Raw genomic sequence first — 15,671 nt, forward strand, 5'->3', positions numbered from 1 at the left:
CATGCATGAAGGACTTCCTATGTCCACTAACGATAAAGCATTAATCAAAGCATGTCATAATAACGGCATTCCGCTATTATATAGTGAATTAGCTTGAATTATGGACAATTTCTATATCATCTTTTAATTTTTTAAGAACATATCTCATACCGTAAATGGATTAGTATTAACGGTATTCGCTATGCCCTTAAAAAAATAAAATATTTCTTATAAATCATCCCTAATTCAAGCTAATTCACTATAAAAGACAATAATCCATATTTTTCATAAAAAGTTTATGGAAATTTCTAAATCTTTTATTATACTTAAATATTAATTATATAAAATAAAAGAGTATCATGGTTTTAAATATCAAAGCTCCTGAAAATATAGTATTAAAGCCGACCATTACAGTTTTCGGCGTTGGGGGTGCAGGTAGTAATGCAGTAAATAATATGATTAGTGCTAATCTGCAAGGTGCTAATTTTGTAGTAGCTAATACTGATGCACAATCGCTTGAACATTCTTTATGCACTAACAAAATACAACTCGGTGTTTCTACGACTAGAGGTCTTGGGGCAGGAGCTTCTCCTGAGGTTGGAGCACTTGCTGCTCAAGAATCAGAAAGCGAAATTCGTAGTTACCTAGAAAATAGCAATATGGTATTTATTACGGCAGGTATGGGCGGTGGTACAGGTACCGGTTCTGCACCGGTTATTGCACGCATTGCTAAAGAACTAGGCATCCTTACAGTTGGGGTAGTAACTAAACCTTTCTATTTTGAAGGCGGTCATCGTATGAAAACTGCTGATAAAGGACTTATTGAATTACAGCAATTCGTTGATACTCTAATTGTAATACCGAACCAAAATCTATTCCGTATTGCTAATGAACAAACGACGTTTGCCGATGCTTTCAAAATGGCAGATGACGTATTACATGCAGGCGTTAGAGGAGTAACGGATTTAATGATTATGCCGGGACTTATTAATCTTGATTTTGCCGATATTAAAGCAGTAATGAGCGAAATGGGTAAAGCAATGATGGGTACAGGTGAAGCTAGTGGCGAAGATAGAGCTATTAAAGCGGCAGAATCTGCAATTTCAAATCCACTGCTAGATCATAGCTCAATGTGCGGTGCAAGAGGTGTATTAATCAATATTACCGGCGGTTCCGACATGACCTTATTTGAAGTTGACAACGCTGCTAATAGAATTAGAGAAGAAGTAGATAACCTTGATGCTAATATTATTTTCGGTTCAACATTTAATCCGGAATTAAAAGGAATGATAAGAGTATCAGTTGTTGCTACCGGTATTGATGCCGATAAAGTACCGACATATAAACCCACAATAGCTGAAACTACCAATATAGTTCCTGAGGAAACTTATAATAAAGCTATAGCACAACCTACACAAATAGAAGAAATGCCTGATTTTAACAGCTACAGTACCGAAAATATTGAAATTACCGACTCTCCAATAAATCAAAATTTTATCGGAAATGAAAAAGAGCTAGGGTTACATGCCAATACTTTCAACAAATCTGAAGATGACTCACCCAAACCATCATTTTTAGGAAAAATATGGGGTTCTCTGCGTGCTTCAAATAATCAAACTTTAGAACGCAAAAACGTTGTTGTTAGTACTCTAGATCAAGATAATAAAGAGTCTGATATTCATGACATACCAGCTTTTTTAAGAAAGAAACGGGATTAGATTAGAAAATGAATATAATTTCAGAACAGCATAAAAAAAGAATTATTAGAAATAACTAAAAATTTTCCTGCAGATACTGCATCACTAATAAATTATGTAGATAAAACATTTAAATGTCACATTCATGATTTATCTTTATCGGATCAAAAAGATTTAAAGTTTTTTATAGCAAAAAGCTTTGCAAATCAAATTGATGTTTGTAAAACTAAAGAACATGCTCAAAATTTTTTACAAGAGTTACACGAGCTATGGGAAGATTTATTTGAAGAGATATTGGAAGATAAGCCTGTATATAGTTTAGACATTGACGGAGCAACATACTATGCCACATTCGATTTTACCGAATTGAATCAAAATAATATGCTGAATACAAGATTTAGCGAAACCTCCCTTGATTTTCATTTAATAGAAACGCTACCTAACTTTTCTAGTGACAAAAAAAAATATAAGGCTGAACTAACCTTTACAGAATTAAAACAAAATAATTTTGCAAAAATATATTTGGAAAAACAACAATATAACTCTCAAAGTATTCTTATTTCAAATATACAAAATAATCACAATAATTACATATTATTTCCTAAGATTATAAACCTTGAAGAACAAGTTACCATAGATATATTAAATAATTTATTATTATTTAGGTGCTTATAATAAATGTAATTTTTTTGAATCCAATAACGGATCAGCATGAAAGTTTTTAGTTTAAATAATCAGCCTATATTAAAAGAAAATAAATTTGAAAATTCTATATTATTTTTAAGTACAAAAATAAACGAAAATGGTGATGTTGACTATAGTGAAGGCTTTAGTACTGATATCAATGGTAAAATAAATTCTTCTTATATAACTCCTCTAAGCGAGATAATGGATTCTTAAAAAAATAATCATATGCCAAATAAAATTATACTATTTCTTATATCATGTTTTTTAAATACTGCTTTATTAGCTGATACCGATAAGCGGTTAAAAGATATTGCACCCTATCCTACACCACTTGAAAATCAAAAGCGTTATGTAATTCATTTACCTATAGAGTCCAATGAAGAAAAGCTAAAAGTAAAATTGCAAGCAACAAAAAATGCAATGCAAGATTGTAATCGTGTTTGGTTTGGTGGTAAGCTGGAAACAAAAACTTTAGAAGGATGAGGATATAATTATTATATAATCGCTCAAGTTAGCGATCACCCTGCTAATGATGGCATGCCCAAACGTAAAAGCAACCATACAACCGGTTAATGTATTTTTAGGCGATGAAACATTTTTAAGATATAATAGCAAACTACCTATCGTAGTATATGCTCCAAAAGATGTTGAACTACATTACGTTATTTGGCATCAAAATGATACAATCAATTCTGCAAAGGAAGAATAGGACCATACTATTCTTCAAAAAAATTTAATATACTATATGACATTTATCGCGAGCAGCCATAGGCTGCGTGGCAATCCAGAAAAAATAATCAAAAATTCTGTAAATCAGAATTTTTTACTAGATTGCTTCGTCGAAACTTGCAGTTTCTTCTTGCAATGACGAAGACTAACCTATACAACAAGGTCTGTAGTCTCTCACAGTTAGCATACTAAATTACTCCAAATCTTCCTCTACAGCTTCAACTTCTTGCACTTCCGGTACAAAATGTTTAAGCATGGACTCAATGCCGTTTTTTAAGGTGATGGTGGAACTAGGACATCCAAGGCATGCACCACGAAGTGCTAATTTAACTACACCGTTTTCAAAGCCTTTATATATTATGTCGCCGCCGTCTTGTGCAACAGATGGACGCACCCTAGTTTCAATAATCTCTACGATTTGCTTCTCTATTTCCGAAAGCCCATCAAGGTTATGATTTACATTATCTGCTTTGGTGTTTTCTTCAAATACAGGAAAGCCTGAAACAAAATGATCCATAATAACCATTAAAATTTCAGGCTTTATAACTTGCCAATTACCTTCAGCTTGTTTAGTTACTGTTATAAAATCACTACCGAAAAACACCGATTTTACATTATTAATATGAAATAATGATGCTGCAAGTTTGCTTCTTCCTTTTACTTCAGCAAGCTCACTAAAAAATACCGGCTGATCACTACTTATTTCCTGCCCTGGGAAAAATGTTATTGCATCCGGATTTGGAGTATCTTCAGTTTGAATAAACATAATTAAAGCACACTAATAAATTTGTTGATTATTATAAATTGATAATACTACTTTTACAATATATTTGTATTTAGGCATTTTTGCATGGCGCTCAAAAGTATGTCATTCCTGCGTCAGCAGGAATCCAATACTACCTATCCACATCATTGCGAGAAGGCATTTTTATGCCGACGAAGCAATCTCATGCAATTGAAGAGAGATTGCCACGTCGCTACGCTCCTCGCAAGGCATTGTTGCAGGGACCGGTAAAGCACTCGGTGTCAAGCCACGGGATGACACAGAGGTGAAATTGATCCACACAACAACGCCTCCTCGCAATGACAATTATAAATATTGTGCTAGATTCCCGCTTTTAGCTAGGAATAACATAAGGCGGCAAATATCTAATTAATATATAAGCCGGTATAAAACAAAATCCTGCTACAATAAAGAAATAAGTCCAGCCTAAATAAGTAGCTGCATAGCCTGAAATACTACCAAATAATATGGTACTAATATAAGCAATAGAAGTAATTAAAGCAATTTGGGTTATACAATATTTAGCACTACAGCATCTTAATTGGTAAGAAAAAAACGGTGACATAGTTAAGCCCTTGGTAAATTCTTGAAAAAAGACCGCTATATACAAACTTGTAATATCTCGATTATAAAAATAGAGAAATAAAAAAGATAGGCTAGATAAAGCATGATATATTAATGCTCTTTTAAGCAAATAAGAATATTCATATTTTCGGCACAAAAACCCACCTATAAAACCTCCAAGGATTGTAGCACACATACCGAAAGCTTTATATCCAAGAGCTAAATCTTTCTTCGTATACCCAATATCGAGATAAAACATATTCGGCATAATTGACAGAAAATTATCCTGAAGACGATATAGAAGCATAAAACTAACAATTATTAGCCATTTAGGTTTCTTGACAAAATCATAAAAAGCATGCCAAAATCTATCAAAATCATTAATAATTATCTTATCTTTAAATTTAAGCGGATAGATTATAATTAATAGTAATGACGGTATACATAAAATTGCCATAGCACGATAAACATCTTGCCAGGATATGATAGTAGATAAATATAACGCTCCTGAACCTGCGATAAGTATACCTATTCTAAAGCCTGTAGTACAAGCTGCCTCACTTATGCCCCAATTTTTATTTGTAATCAGTAACATCTGTGATGATTGAAGTAACATATCATAAATGGACGAAAAAAATGCCACAGCTACTAAGCATAAAGCAAATGGTATAAAATGAGTGTTAGGGTTAAAATTTGTTAGAACATATACACAAAAAATACAACTAACCAAAGCAATAATTAAACAATATTTATATCCCCGCTTACTTAAAGGAGCAAAACTTACTTTTTCAAGCAAAGGACCCCATAAAAATTTAAATATATGAATAAAATTCACTAAACTCAAAAGCCCGATAGTGATTTTATCAAAACCGGATTCTCGAAGCCAAAAAGAAAGAGTTGAACCGGTAAGTAAATAAATTAAACCTCCAGGAAAAGAAATTATTAATATAAAGAAAATATTAGATATATATTGAAATCGTGAAAAATTTAAACTTATGAATTTATCCTCCTTTAAAATATACGGTTGTTATTCCTGCGAAGGCATTGCCCGCATGGATATCTAATCGTCATTGCGAGCAGCCATAAGGCTGCGTGGCAATCTCATGAGATAATAATAAACTCTTGAGATTGCTTCGTAAATTACTTACGTAATTTCCTCGCAATGATATAAATGACGTAAATCTAAACTACGACACTTTCTTTCTTTTATTACCGTAGCTGTTACCATCAAAGGTTCTTTTACGGCTACTATCAAAAGCATTAAACTTTTTACCGTCACCGCCGGCTCTTTTACCGAATGATCTTTTGCGATTATTTTTATCACTTCTAAACTCACTACGTGGCGTAGATTCTCCTTTATTTACTAGACGATCGATTGCACGCCATCTAATAACATCATCAGGAGAAATAAAAGACAACGCATGTCCGGTAGCCCCTGCTCTACCCGTTCTACCTATCCTATGTAAATAATCTTCAGGACACATAGGTAAATCATAATTAATAACATGCTGTGTATGAGGAATATCAAGCCCACGAGCCGCTACATCAGTTGCTACCATTATTCTATGGTTTGACTTACGAAATGATAAAATTACTCTTTCACGTTGACGCTGACTTAAATCACCGTGTATAGCTTCTGCTGTATGATTTTCATATTTCAACATTTTAGCTAATTGATCGGCAGAGCGTTTAGTCTTCACAAAAATAATGACCGATCCTTCCCTATTACCAAGTTGTTTAGTTAATTCACTAAATTTTTCTTTATCAGAAACATGCATTGATTCCTGTTTTATTTCTGCAGCTGCTTTATTAGTAGCACCTACCGTAATACGTACCGGATTGTTTAGATATTTTTGAGAAACAGCAATAATATGTTTTGGCATAGTAGCGGAAAACATTAAAACTTGTCTTTTTTCCGGTAAAAATTTATTGATTTCTTCTAATTGTTCTTTCATCCCCATATCAAGCATTCTATCCATTTCGTCAAGTACGGTTATGCCTATACGATCAATTTTTAGACTTCCCCTATTTAAGTGATCAATAATACGCCCCGGCGTACCGATAATCACTTTTGGATTCTTTTTTAATTGCATAAATTGTTTAGGCATCGGTTCACCGCCTATCAAAACTGCACTATTAATTTTATAGGATGTAGTTAATTTATTTAAAGTACTGTGTATTTGCGTTGCTAATTCTCTAGTCGGAACAAGAATAAAAGCAGTAGTTTTATTTTTAATAAATGAATCAATTAACGGCAATAAATAAGCAAGAGTTTTGCCTGAACCTGTTTGGCTAGAAGCGAGTATGTCCGATCCCACCATTGCAACCGGAATCGATTGCTTTTGTATTTCAGTCGGCTCAGTTATATTCATTGTCTCGAGAGCAATAATTAATTCTTCAGATAAATTAAAATTTTTCATTATATAATCCAATATAGTTTTAAATCAAAATATGCACATTATTGATTAGACCTCTTAACATAACTCATTTCTTAAAGATATATGAGACATCGACGCTGCTCTCTCATCCTTACATACTTAACTATGTACGCTGCGTAGAGTAGCAGTTCTTATTCCCTTTATAAGATAAGTTATGCAAGAGGTCTATTGTATAAAAAATAAGTTATAGTAAATTAAAATAACGACTTATATAATTATCCTGAATCAAAAAATATGCTTAAGCTAGATTACAAAACACCAACTAAATATATAAAACGATAATGAATAATGCAACTATTTTAGAATCTTATTCAAGCCAGAATAATATTATTATATTTAGGGCATTTTCATGCCCTTTAGTAAAAATAATTTATTATACTTAAAATTATATAGGTTATTATAAGACAAAAACAAAATATTTACTATTTTGATAAAGATGACTAGGCTACCCTAAATTATAAACAATTTTGGATAGCTGCTTTTGGTATTATAAATTTATTTAATTCTGAGGTTAACAGCATAGGCTTTTCCTTGCTTTTCTTCAAGATCAAAAATTACATCTTGTCCTTCTTCAAGGCTATGTAAACCTGCTGCGTCTACAGCTGATTTGTGTACAAACACATCTTTGCCGCCATTTTCTTGTTCAATAAATCCAAAATTCTTTGTAGAATTATACCACTTAACTTTACCTACTATATTTGTAGCCATAAAAACCTTTATTAGATAGAAATTACTTATTTGAACTTAACACACGCTTATAATAACTAAAACTTAAATTGTACTTTAAGCCTTACTTAAATATAAGAGCCGATAAAAATTCATTATGTAAAACTACCTTACCTTGCGGCATTTGTCAATAAACATGTCAATAACATGCAAGAGAAAGTATTACTTCCTGAAGCTAATCTATCATATTATTACTATTTTGTCACTATTTAAGTTAATTATCTAATAAATTAATGAGTAAACTAACGATTTTAAAGGTGTTTAATAACTTTTTCATATCAGACTAATATATTAACGATAAAAGTACTTGCTTTTTCGTATTTTTTTTATTAATCTGTCCACTTAGCAAATGCAACCTTAATATCCACAACTGCCCGCGTGATGGAATGGTAGACATAACGGACTTAAAATCCGTGGAGCGTAAGCTCTTGCCGGTTCAAGTCCGGCCGCGGGTACCATTGCCATTTTTAGACAAATTCACCAATGTATTAAACAGCGAACGCATCATAAAATCAAGCTTTTCAAGTTTCAATATTAAGTTCCCAAATATTAAATTTACTAAACATCTTTTTTCGCTCACGCTGGAACTTTTAAATATCTTATAGACACTTGAGGCTGTTGATATCAAGGAAACCTGTAGCGATAACCGAAATTAATGCGTAGCTGTGACCCTAATGTATTAATTCGCATTGCAACTAGATATTATGAGTGAAACTGATTTAGAGATTGCCACAAAAAACTAACCACCAAGCCAATGCTATTTAATATGTTTGCTTTAGCTGAACATTTGCATAAGACAATTGTCGCAATCAAGCAAATTACAATAGACGAATAGCATCACTGCTTCGCTTATTTTAGACTAAAGAAATCTAGCAAACAGAATAGATTGAAAAGGCAATAAGTAAAAGCTTTGCAGCGTTTTTTACTTAATAATACATACGCTTTAATAAATGTTGTTTATTATATTGTGCTTCAGAATTTGTAGGATCAAGTTCAATTGCTTTATTATAAGACTCAAGAACTAAATTGTATTTACCTATTAAATAGAAAAAGCAGTATTTTTGAGTAAGATAGATTTATTAAATATATAATTATTGACTTATTCCCTCCCCCTATAAATTACTTCTCTCACATGATAATTAAACTCTATCATTAATATATAAGCTAATGTTAAAGAGTTAACATATAAAGAAGAAGAAATTTTAACCTCTGAGTCTTATATTGATGAAGAGGAAGAAAAGAAATTAAAAGCTCAAAATGCAAGGAAAGAGCTTAAGTTAATAATAATAACTCCTGGAATAGTTTTGACTAGTTTTTTAACTTTCTGTTATTTCTTTTTTAACTAATAGATGAAAAAGCAGCAGAATATAAACTACAGCAAGAAGCAGAAGCAAAAAAGTTAGATAAAGCTGAATGATGCAAGCTATAATATTTCAGCAATTCTCAAATAATCTTGAGGGGCAAGATTTTCAGCACGATAATTATCATTGATTTTCAACTGAGTTAATACTTCATGTATATTAGGTACAAGATTTTTCAGTGATGATTTGATCATTTTCCGTCGTCCTGCAAAAGCAAGCTTTGTTATTTGCTCAACTTTATTTATCAGAACAATAGACGGCGGATTTTCTAAAGGTATTAGTTTAACTATCGCAGAATATACTTTAGGAGGTGGATAGAAAGCAGTTGGCGCTACGTCAAAGCACTTTTCTACTTTAGCTATTAGCTGACATATTACCGATAATCTGCCATATGCTTTAGTTGAGGGTATAGCACAAATACGTTCTACTACTTCCTTTTGTAACATTAGCGTCATACTAGTAATTAGCCGTGCTTCTTTCAGCCATCTAATCACTAACTCAGTACCTATATGGTACGGTAAATTAGAGATTATAGTTACTTTATAGTCAATTGATTTAGACTCGCCTATATCGTTCGCTCTCCTATTAGTTATAGGCTTCGCTTCTCGCTTCTTGTATGCAAATCCAACTGAATGGACTGTATCATAGCTTAAATCGGTTAAATTTATTTCAAGAGCATCTTGTTTAATAATATTTAGATTAGGATAATATTCTTTAATCTCATTAAGGAGCGGTAGGCATCTCTCATCTGTTTCTATAACAGTTAAGGATTCAGGATTTTTCTGCAATATTGACCTAGTTAACCCTCCTGTGCCGGGCCCTATTTCTAATACTCGGCTATTTTCTGCCAGGTTACTTGCACGTACGATTTTATCACATAGACTACTGTCAAAAATAAAATTTTGTCCGTGCTTTTTAAGAGGATTAACTTGATGTAAAGCTGCGTGTTTTGCAATTGAAGGGAGCATAGGGTATGTCATTCCCGTGAAAGCGGGAATCCAGTAAAACATATAAAAACTTGTTTTTATATGTTTGTTTTTATCAAATATAATTCTGTATTAATAATCAAGGTTATTTTTCTGGATTCTCGCCTACACGGGAATGACATAGAATAACACACACTAAGACGGCAGCATTATTTTTATAGCTGCTTTCTTACGCATATTTTCAAACATTTTTTGTGCTTTTTGCGAAATCTTTTTATTGGTTAGGAAATTTACTACATAATTATTTTCATCTTCATTAACATTTAAGATTTTTTTGCTGCACACTAATGTTATTTCAAATTTGTTATTTACTTCAAAAACATTACTTGCTTTATCAGGAGTTAAGTCCTTTACAATAGTTTGTTTTACGCCTTCTATCTTGCTAAGCTTATCAGTAATAATTTGCATAGTAGCAAAATTATCATAAAGCGATTTTTTAACATCCGCACATTTTTTTAGTCGATTTTTCAAATTATTCATCTGCGTAAACGCTTTATTGCCACCATCTTTAGATGTAAATACTTGCATTGAAATTTCTACGTCTTTTTGATCGCTAGATAAAATTGCAACATCTATTTCTTTATTACTTACTTGTACTGATCTTGATAGACTTGATAAAATATTCATTTTAATCAACTCGGATTTAATTTGGGAAATAAAACTATCAGGATTAACTGATCTGCTTTTTAGATACTGAAGAAGAGAACCGTGAGGCATTTTATTACGATCTTCAATAGACTGAATAGCGTTATCTATCTCTTCTTGCGGAATTTCTCTATCTCCTGCATATTGAAAAAGCAAAGATTCGTCAATTAAGCTCTTAAGTGCTAAGTCACTTAGCTGCTTATCTTGAGCAGGCGTTAGACTTTCAACATTATTTAGTGCCATAATCATTTTTTTTCTAGCACGGAACTCATTAAGAGTAATAGGTTCATCATTTACGGATGCTACTATACTCGGTAATGATGCTTGTGCTACATTAAAAGTAAAAAAAACGGTAATGATTAATAATAATTTTCTCATGTGATACTCTGAATAAGTGACCAGTAAGTAGACGAAGTTTTATTTGGAAAAGAGCAAGGAGTCTATAAGTCAAGGAGCGGAACGTACATTTAGTACGTGAGCACCGCAGAACTTATAAGACGACATAGCCAATTTTTCAAATAAAACGAGTATACTCACATGTTTAAAACTTTTAAACCGATAGAAATAGTCGGCGAAGAGGTAGTCTTTTTGATTCCTCTACTTCCATCGGCTAGATAATCGGAATAAATCTTTGCAGTAATTCTAACACAATCTTTAGCATATGTCATCCTAATAGTTCGAGTAAGTAAATTTGGAGATTGTCTAGAGAGATCAATGCGTACACCAAAGCCTATAGTCCAATTTTCCGCTAACTGATAATTTATGTCTCCATAAAATTGTCGTACTCTATTATTTGAAACCTTTATACTTTCTACGGAATAATATTTGTTAAGATTGGTAAGCTGAATAAAACTACCTAGAAAGTTAATCTTCTCATAGTTAAAATTTCCTCCCACTTCATCTCTAATAGGTCTGAAATATCTATCTTTCCGAAAGCTATAAAACACTTCTAAATTATTAGAAAGATTACCTAGTATCTGCCCTACATTTTCCCTATCATCAGCCGGCAAATCTATACTATATCTTGTATTACGGGAGTGTCCTAAAAATAATTTTAAATAATTTTCTTCTTTAGCAATACTAGTATTTAAGCCGTAACTTAATCTATTACTGAAATCATGGCAATCAATACCACTATAACGGTTGGATAAAAAGATATTTTTTTCGGATAATTCATATTTAGCAGGATCAATTATAACAAATTTTTTATCTTTCTTAGATAGTTTACGTCCCATAGTAAAAGAAACTACCGGCTCAATAAGTAAATTTATCGTTTTTGTTATATTGCCTACTAACGGATAACGCCATAAAGTTTGCAATTCCGGTATATTCCTTTGAAATGATTTACTTTCTCTCGGCTTATCTACATAAGCCCGTCTAGCAAGATAAAAATCGCCTCTATCTTTAACAGCAAAATCAAAAATTTGTCCTGAAGCAGTCAGCACATTATGCATAAAGGATAGTTGCAAAGAGGTTCTAGCAACTTGTTTTCCTATTCTTTCTTTGTACATTAACGTATTATTTTCAACAACGATATGGCTGTTGTCATTATCATTCAAATTTATCACATTTTTTGTATTGATTTTTGGTAATACTATAGGATCGGTATATTTACGATCATTAATACCTAAGCCTTGAAAACTTAATCCTTCCGCCGAAAAATAATCAGCCTCATGAATTTTATTTAAGAATATTTTAGAAGTTAAATATGAAGCGTAGTTATTATAATAATTTTTTAAATAAGCTTTATCCGATGTACGCTCCACCCTGAAACCGTAATCATAAACTTTATCAGTACTAATAAAATTACCGCTTGCTATATAATGATAAGAAGAAACTTTTTTATTTTTCACTACACTTCCATCTTTTTCTAGAAAATACGGTAATTTACCGTAACTAACTTGAAAATTCATATTATCGGTATCATTCAGGCGATAACGTGCTTCTAGCTCATAAGTTTGATATTTACTAAAAATTCTTGGAGTGAGCGTAAAATCCATATTAGGTTTTGCACGTAGATATAGGGGGATGCCAAACCCTGTATTTTTGACGTCAGGTACCAATAATCCAGAAGTTGCAGGGGCCGTATGAGTCGGATGGAAAAAATACGGTAAGTAACAAATCGGTATACCGTATACTTCAAAAAACACGTTTTTATAAACTACTCTATGCTCTGCGGAATGAATATAAGTATCCTTAGCAGCAATTTGCCAAATAGGGTTTCTATTACAGGTAACATCACAAGGGGTAAACTCGGCATGGTGCAGCTTAAGATTATTTTCATCTATTCTTTCGGCAAGTTTAGCAATTAAAAGATTATTATCACCGGAAAGCAAAATGAATTCCGATATGATACCTTTCTTAAATTCATCTTTTAAAACCGCTTTGTCTCCCTCTATTATCCGATTTTGTTTATCCTTAATTCGGATATTACCTTCCGCCCATAAAATATCGTTTTCTATATCATAAAGTAAATTATCTGCCGTTAATAAATACTCATCCATGATAATTCTTATATTACCTTTAGCATATATCAAATCCTGATTTTCATTATACTCTACGAAGTCAGCTATAATATTGCTTATTTTAATATTTTGACCATTCTTAGAAAGAGCGGCAAAACTTACCAAAGAAAATATTATAATAATAAGCAAACATATTATTCGCAGTAGCATTTATATTAATAAATATATTTTAATAGTAAAAAATAATAGCAAGCTATTAGCAATATATCAAATAATAAAAAATTTTGCTTGCTCTTTTGTAGTACAAGGTTATTCTATGGAGATGATAACCATCATTGCGAGGAGATGCATAGCATCGACGTGGCCATCTCATGCAGTAGGATAAACTCCTGAGATTGCTTCGTCAAAACTTATAGTTTCTCCTCATAATGACGAATAATGTGTTACCCTCAGCGCAAAAAACCAAGTACTAATAAAATGCTAGACAATTTCATTGCGCATCAAGCAACCAAAGAGTTTTCAGTTAGTGAGATTTCTAATAAAATCAAAGAGCTATTAGAAAATAATTTTGGCTATATTAAGGTAAAAGGCGAAATTTCAGGCTTAAAAATAGCAACCTCAGGTCATGCTTATTTTAACTTAAAAGAAAATACCGCCATTTTAGCCTGTACTTGTTGGCGTCCTATTCTTGCTAAAATCAAATTTCCTTTAAATGACGGCATGGAAGTAGTAATTAGCGGTAAACTCTCAAGTTATGCAGGTAATTCACGTTATCAATTATCGGTAGATAATTTGCAACCCACAGGACTTGGAGCTATGCTGCAAATTCTAAATGAGCGTAAAGCAAGGCTCGAGAAAGAAGGCTTATTTAATAAAATACGTATTCCTATACCCTTTTTACCTGATAAAATAGGCGTTATCACTTCAATAACCGGTGCTGTTATTAAAGATATTATTCATCGTATTCGCGAACGTTTTCCGACTCGGATAATAATATGGCCGGTTAGCGTACAAGGCGAAAATTCTGGCAATGAAATTGCTGAAGCAATTAAAGGATTTAACAATTTAGAAGAGGTAAATAAACCACATGTTATAATTGTTGCTAGAGGTGGCGGTTCTATAGAAGATCTTTGGTCATTTAACGATGAGATATTAGTACGTGCTGCTTATAACTCAAAAATTCCTATTATTTCCGCAGTAGGTCATGAAGTGGATTATACTTTAATAGATTTAGCAGCCGATAAAAGAGCTCCAACACCGACTGCTGCCGCAGAATTTGCTGTACCGGTACGATCTATTTTAAATAATACGCTACAATCTTATGAAAAAATATTATTGAATAATACTAGCCGGTTAATGAAATATCACGAACAAAATATAGTAAATTACGATAAAATACACAGATATCTCTCTCACTATATAAATAATAGGCAGCAATTACTGGACGAAACCGGTTTTAATTTACTAGATGCTTTACCGTGCTTTATTGAACTACAAGAAACAAAGATTAAATCTTTTTCTAAAGAAAGAGTTAACCCTGCTAAAATAATCAATTACAAAACATTAGAATTAACACATCAAACAGCTTATCTATCAAAATCGGCAAATAATACTTTGAAAAACTTTGAGTATAAATTAGAATTAAATAGTACGTTACTTGCAAGCCTTGATTATCACAACGTATTAAAACGAGGTTTTGCTATAGTTAAAGGAGAAACTGGTAATTTTTTATCTTCTAAAATTACTGCTGCGAATGAAAAAATTTTTAATATTAAATTTTCTGACGGTGAAATTAAATTAGTTCGTGCTTAAAGGCTTTGGTTTTTATCGTCATTGCGAACAGCCGTAAGCTGCGTGGCAATCTCATGAAATAATGATAAGCTCCTGAGATTGCTTCATCGCATTACTGCATAATTCTTCTCGCAATGACGACTCGGATATCCACGCAACAACAACTGTTCGCAATGACGATAAAATATTGCTACGGAATGACATTTTAATTCTAAAAAAGTACAGACCATGAAAAGTTTAAAGCTTTTTATTTTTATACTTCTCATTTCTAAAAATTTGTATGCTTTAAGCATAGGCACGAACGAACAACAAGCAATTTTAGAATACGAAGGGACAGCTGATAAAAAAAACTTTGATAAATGCATGCTTATCAATAATTAATTGCTGCTTCAAACGGTCATACTACCGTTTCCGGTATGGATATAGAATTAATGAACGCTATTGCTGCAAAAATAGGTATCAATATTGAGTACAATCAAGATAGCTGGCATCAAGATCAATTAGATATTCAAAGCGGCAATGCCGACGGAGCTACTTATACTACTGAGAGGAGTTGCAATGGTTCTTATTCACAAAATTGAGCCTCTAAGTTTTTGGGGACCGTTTTTTGCTTTCATTACAGCTAATTGCGGTGCAATATTACGAGATTTTATTATGAAAGAAAATTCAATTAAGAGGATACCAAGAGGAGTTAGTATTGAAATCACTGTATTTATGGGTTATAGCTTTTAGCGTATTATTAGATATGTACAGTAGTAATCCAAATTATCATACAAATATTCAATGAATATAGTAATTGCCGGAGCATTTATTACTAGT

Annotated in this window: 19 protein-coding genes, 1 tRNA gene and 1 pseudogene; 13 read left to right on the top strand and 8 right to left on the bottom strand. The window is 32.3% G+C overall.

Annotation, left to right across the window (positions count from 1 at the left end):
• The first annotated feature begins 1 nt into the window (after position 1).
• From RJP_RS08185 to RJP_RS11100, 6 genes are all read left to right on the top strand, one after another.
• On the top strand, positions 2-97 hold the full coding sequence (locus tag RJP_RS08185; protein ID WP_014014644.1) for a hypothetical protein: 96 nt from the start codon (positions 2-4) through the stop codon (positions 95-97).
• A gap of 241 nt (positions 98-338) precedes the next feature.
• Positions 339-1,697 carry a cell division protein FtsZ gene (gene ftsZ, locus RJP_RS05275; protein WP_014121001.1) on the top strand — a complete coding sequence of 453 codons (1,359 nt, stop codon included), beginning with the start codon at positions 339-341 and terminating at the stop codon, positions 1,695-1,697.
• Between the two features lie 273 nt (positions 1,698-1,970).
• Positions 1,971-2,351 (top strand): hypothetical protein, encoded by a 381-nt coding sequence (locus tag RJP_RS10700; protein WP_225981244.1) that lies wholly within the window; start codon positions 1,971-1,973, stop codon positions 2,349-2,351.
• Between the two features lie 36 nt (positions 2,352-2,387).
• Complete coding sequence (locus RJP_RS10705) at positions 2,388-2,576, top strand: hypothetical protein (protein WP_225981245.1); 189 nt, start codon at positions 2,388-2,390, stop codon at positions 2,574-2,576.
• 12 nt (positions 2,577-2,588) lie between these two features.
• Positions 2,589-2,846: an ecotin family protein gene (locus tag RJP_RS11095; RefSeq protein ID WP_081497929.1), complete on the top strand. Its 258-nt coding sequence runs from the start codon at positions 2,589-2,591 to the stop codon at positions 2,844-2,846.
• A gap of 46 nt (positions 2,847-2,892) precedes the next feature.
• Positions 2,893-3,072 carry an ecotin family protein gene (locus RJP_RS11100; protein WP_081497930.1) on the top strand — a complete coding sequence of 60 codons (180 nt, stop codon included), beginning with the start codon at positions 2,893-2,895 and terminating at the stop codon, positions 3,070-3,072.
• Between the two features lie 213 nt (positions 3,073-3,285).
• Here RJP_RS11100 and RJP_RS05295 read toward each other — a convergent pair whose 3' ends face one another.
• A complete protein-coding gene (locus RJP_RS05295) occupies positions 3,286-3,858 on the bottom strand; it encodes a NifU family protein (protein ID WP_014121002.1) in 573 nt (190 codons plus the stop codon).
• Positions 3,859-4,022: 164 nt separating this feature from the next.
• On the opposite strand from RJP_RS05295, the gene RJP_RS11105 reads away from it, so the two are divergent.
• Positions 4,023-4,145, top strand: coding sequence for a hypothetical protein (locus RJP_RS11105; protein ID WP_269446263.1), 123 nt, complete (start codon positions 4,023-4,025; stop codon positions 4,143-4,145).
• Positions 4,146-4,210: 65 nt separating this feature from the next.
• Here RJP_RS11105 and RJP_RS05300 read toward each other — a convergent pair whose 3' ends face one another.
• From RJP_RS05300 to RJP_RS05310, 3 genes are all read right to left on the bottom strand, one after another.
• Positions 4,211-5,437: an MFS transporter gene (locus tag RJP_RS05300; RefSeq protein WP_081497931.1), complete on the bottom strand. Its 1,227-nt coding sequence runs from the start codon at positions 5,435-5,437 to the stop codon at positions 4,211-4,213.
• A gap of 190 nt (positions 5,438-5,627) precedes the next feature.
• Positions 5,628-6,860: a DEAD/DEAH box helicase gene (locus tag RJP_RS05305; protein ID WP_024704323.1), complete on the bottom strand. Its 1,233-nt coding sequence runs from the start codon at positions 6,858-6,860 to the stop codon at positions 5,628-5,630.
• Between the two features lie 513 nt (positions 6,861-7,373).
• Positions 7,374-7,586, bottom strand: a complete 213-nt coding sequence (locus tag RJP_RS05310) for a cold-shock protein (protein WP_008579233.1) — start codon at positions 7,584-7,586, stop codon at positions 7,374-7,376.
• Positions 7,587-7,976: 390 nt separating this feature from the next.
• Here RJP_RS05310 and RJP_RS05315 point away from each other — a divergent pair.
• Positions 7,977-8,062 (top strand) — tRNA-Leu (locus RJP_RS05315).
• Positions 8,063-8,530: 468 nt separating this feature from the next.
• Here RJP_RS05315 and RJP_RS09180 read toward each other — a convergent pair.
• Complete coding sequence (locus RJP_RS09180) at positions 8,531-8,680, bottom strand: tetratricopeptide repeat protein (RefSeq protein WP_109559334.1); 150 nt, start codon at positions 8,678-8,680, stop codon at positions 8,531-8,533.
• A gap of 123 nt (positions 8,681-8,803) precedes the next feature.
• Between RJP_RS09180 and RJP_RS10710 the strand changes: the two are divergent.
• Positions 8,804-9,021 (top strand): annotated as a pseudogene (locus tag RJP_RS10710) (RC1041 family protein).
• Between the two features lie 6 nt (positions 9,022-9,027).
• On the opposite strand, the gene rsmA reads toward RJP_RS10710, so the two are convergent.
• From rsmA to RJP_RS05330, 3 genes are all read right to left on the bottom strand, one after another.
• A complete protein-coding gene (gene rsmA / locus RJP_RS05320; protein WP_024704324.1) occupies positions 9,028-9,933 on the bottom strand; it encodes a 16S rRNA (adenine(1518)-N(6)/adenine(1519)-N(6))-dimethyltransferase RsmA in 906 nt (301 codons plus the stop codon).
• Positions 9,934-10,086: 153 nt separating this feature from the next.
• Entirely contained in the window at positions 10,087-10,974 is an 888-nt protein-coding gene (locus tag RJP_RS05325; RefSeq protein WP_014121006.1) for a SurA N-terminal domain-containing protein, read from the bottom strand.
• Positions 10,975-11,129: 155 nt separating this feature from the next.
• Positions 11,130-13,271 (bottom strand): LPS-assembly protein LptD, encoded by a 2,142-nt coding sequence (locus RJP_RS05330; RefSeq protein WP_014121007.1) that lies wholly within the window; start codon positions 13,269-13,271, stop codon positions 11,130-11,132.
• Here RJP_RS05330 and RJP_RS11445 point away from each other — a divergent pair.
• The 4 genes from RJP_RS11445 to RJP_RS10720 all read left to right on the top strand — a co-directional run bounded on the left by RJP_RS11445 (position 13,237) and on the right by RJP_RS10720 (position 15,584).
• Positions 13,237-13,446 (top strand): hypothetical protein, encoded by a 210-nt coding sequence (locus RJP_RS11445; RefSeq protein ID WP_081497984.1) that lies wholly within the window; start codon positions 13,237-13,239, stop codon positions 13,444-13,446. The two genes, RJP_RS05330 and RJP_RS11445, sit on opposite strands and share 35 nt — an antisense overlap.
• A gap of 92 nt (positions 13,447-13,538) precedes the next feature.
• Positions 13,539-14,873, top strand: a complete 1,335-nt coding sequence (xseA, locus tag RJP_RS05335) for an exodeoxyribonuclease VII large subunit (RefSeq protein ID WP_024704326.1) — start codon at positions 13,539-13,541, stop codon at positions 14,871-14,873.
• A gap of 395 nt (positions 14,874-15,268) precedes the next feature.
• Positions 15,269-15,433: a type 2 periplasmic-binding domain-containing protein gene (locus RJP_RS10715; RefSeq protein ID WP_231839093.1), complete on the top strand. Its 165-nt coding sequence runs from the start codon at positions 15,269-15,271 to the stop codon at positions 15,431-15,433.
• Positions 15,411-15,584 (top strand): hypothetical protein, encoded by a 174-nt coding sequence (locus RJP_RS10720; protein ID WP_225981246.1) that lies wholly within the window; start codon positions 15,411-15,413, stop codon positions 15,582-15,584. Before RJP_RS10715 ends, RJP_RS10720 begins: the two co-directional genes overlap by 23 nt.
• Positions 15,585-15,671 lie beyond the last annotated feature (87 nt).

Origin of the sequence: Rickettsia japonica YH (assembly GCF_000283595.1) — a bacterium.
In the GTDB taxonomy this organism is placed as follows: Bacteria; Pseudomonadota; Alphaproteobacteria; order Rickettsiales; family Rickettsiaceae; genus Rickettsia; species Rickettsia rickettsii.

Bases quoted from the DNA above. Each gene is read 5' to 3' on its own strand.
- RJP_RS08185 (WP_014014644.1), top strand. From the start codon at position 2: ATGCATGAAGGACTTCCTATGTCCACTAACGATAAAGCATTAATCAAA.
- ftsZ (WP_014121001.1), top strand. From the start codon at position 339: ATGGTTTTAAATATCAAAGCTCCTGAAAATATAGTATTAAAGCCGACC.
- RJP_RS10705 (WP_225981245.1), top strand. From the start codon at position 2,388: ATGAAAGTTTTTAGTTTAAATAATCAGCCTATATTAAAAGAAAATAAA.
- RJP_RS11095 (WP_081497929.1), top strand. From the start codon at position 2,589: ATGCCAAATAAAATTATACTATTTCTTATATCATGTTTTTTAAATACT.
- RJP_RS11100 (WP_081497930.1), top strand. From the start codon at position 2,893: ATGATGGCATGCCCAAACGTAAAAGCAACCATACAACCGGTTAATGTA.
- RJP_RS05295 (WP_014121002.1), bottom strand. From the start codon at position 3,858: ATGTTTATTCAAACTGAAGATACTCCAAATCCGGATGCAATAACATTT.
- RJP_RS11105 (WP_269446263.1), top strand. From the start codon at position 4,023: ATGCCGACGAAGCAATCTCATGCAATTGAAGAGAGATTGCCACGTCGC.
- RJP_RS05305 (WP_024704323.1), bottom strand. From the start codon at position 6,860: ATGAAAAATTTTAATTTATCTGAAGAATTAATTATTGCTCTCGAGACA.
- RJP_RS05310 (WP_008579233.1), bottom strand. From the start codon at position 7,586: ATGGCTACAAATATAGTAGGTAAAGTTAAGTGGTATAATTCTACAAAG.
- rsmA (WP_024704324.1), bottom strand. From the start codon at position 9,933: ATGCTCCCTTCAATTGCAAAACACGCAGCTTTACATCAAGTTAATCCT.
- RJP_RS05325 (WP_014121006.1), bottom strand. From the start codon at position 10,974: ATGAGAAAATTATTATTAATCATTACCGTTTTTTTTACTTTTAATGTA.
- RJP_RS05330 (WP_014121007.1), bottom strand. From the start codon at position 13,271: ATGCTACTGCGAATAATATGTTTGCTTATTATTATAATATTTTCTTTG.
- xseA (WP_024704326.1), top strand. From the start codon at position 13,539: ATGCTAGACAATTTCATTGCGCATCAAGCAACCAAAGAGTTTTCAGTT.
- RJP_RS10715 (WP_231839093.1), top strand. From the start codon at position 15,269: ATGGATATAGAATTAATGAACGCTATTGCTGCAAAAATAGGTATCAAT.
- RJP_RS10720 (WP_225981246.1), top strand. From the start codon at position 15,411: ATGGTTCTTATTCACAAAATTGAGCCTCTAAGTTTTTGGGGACCGTTT.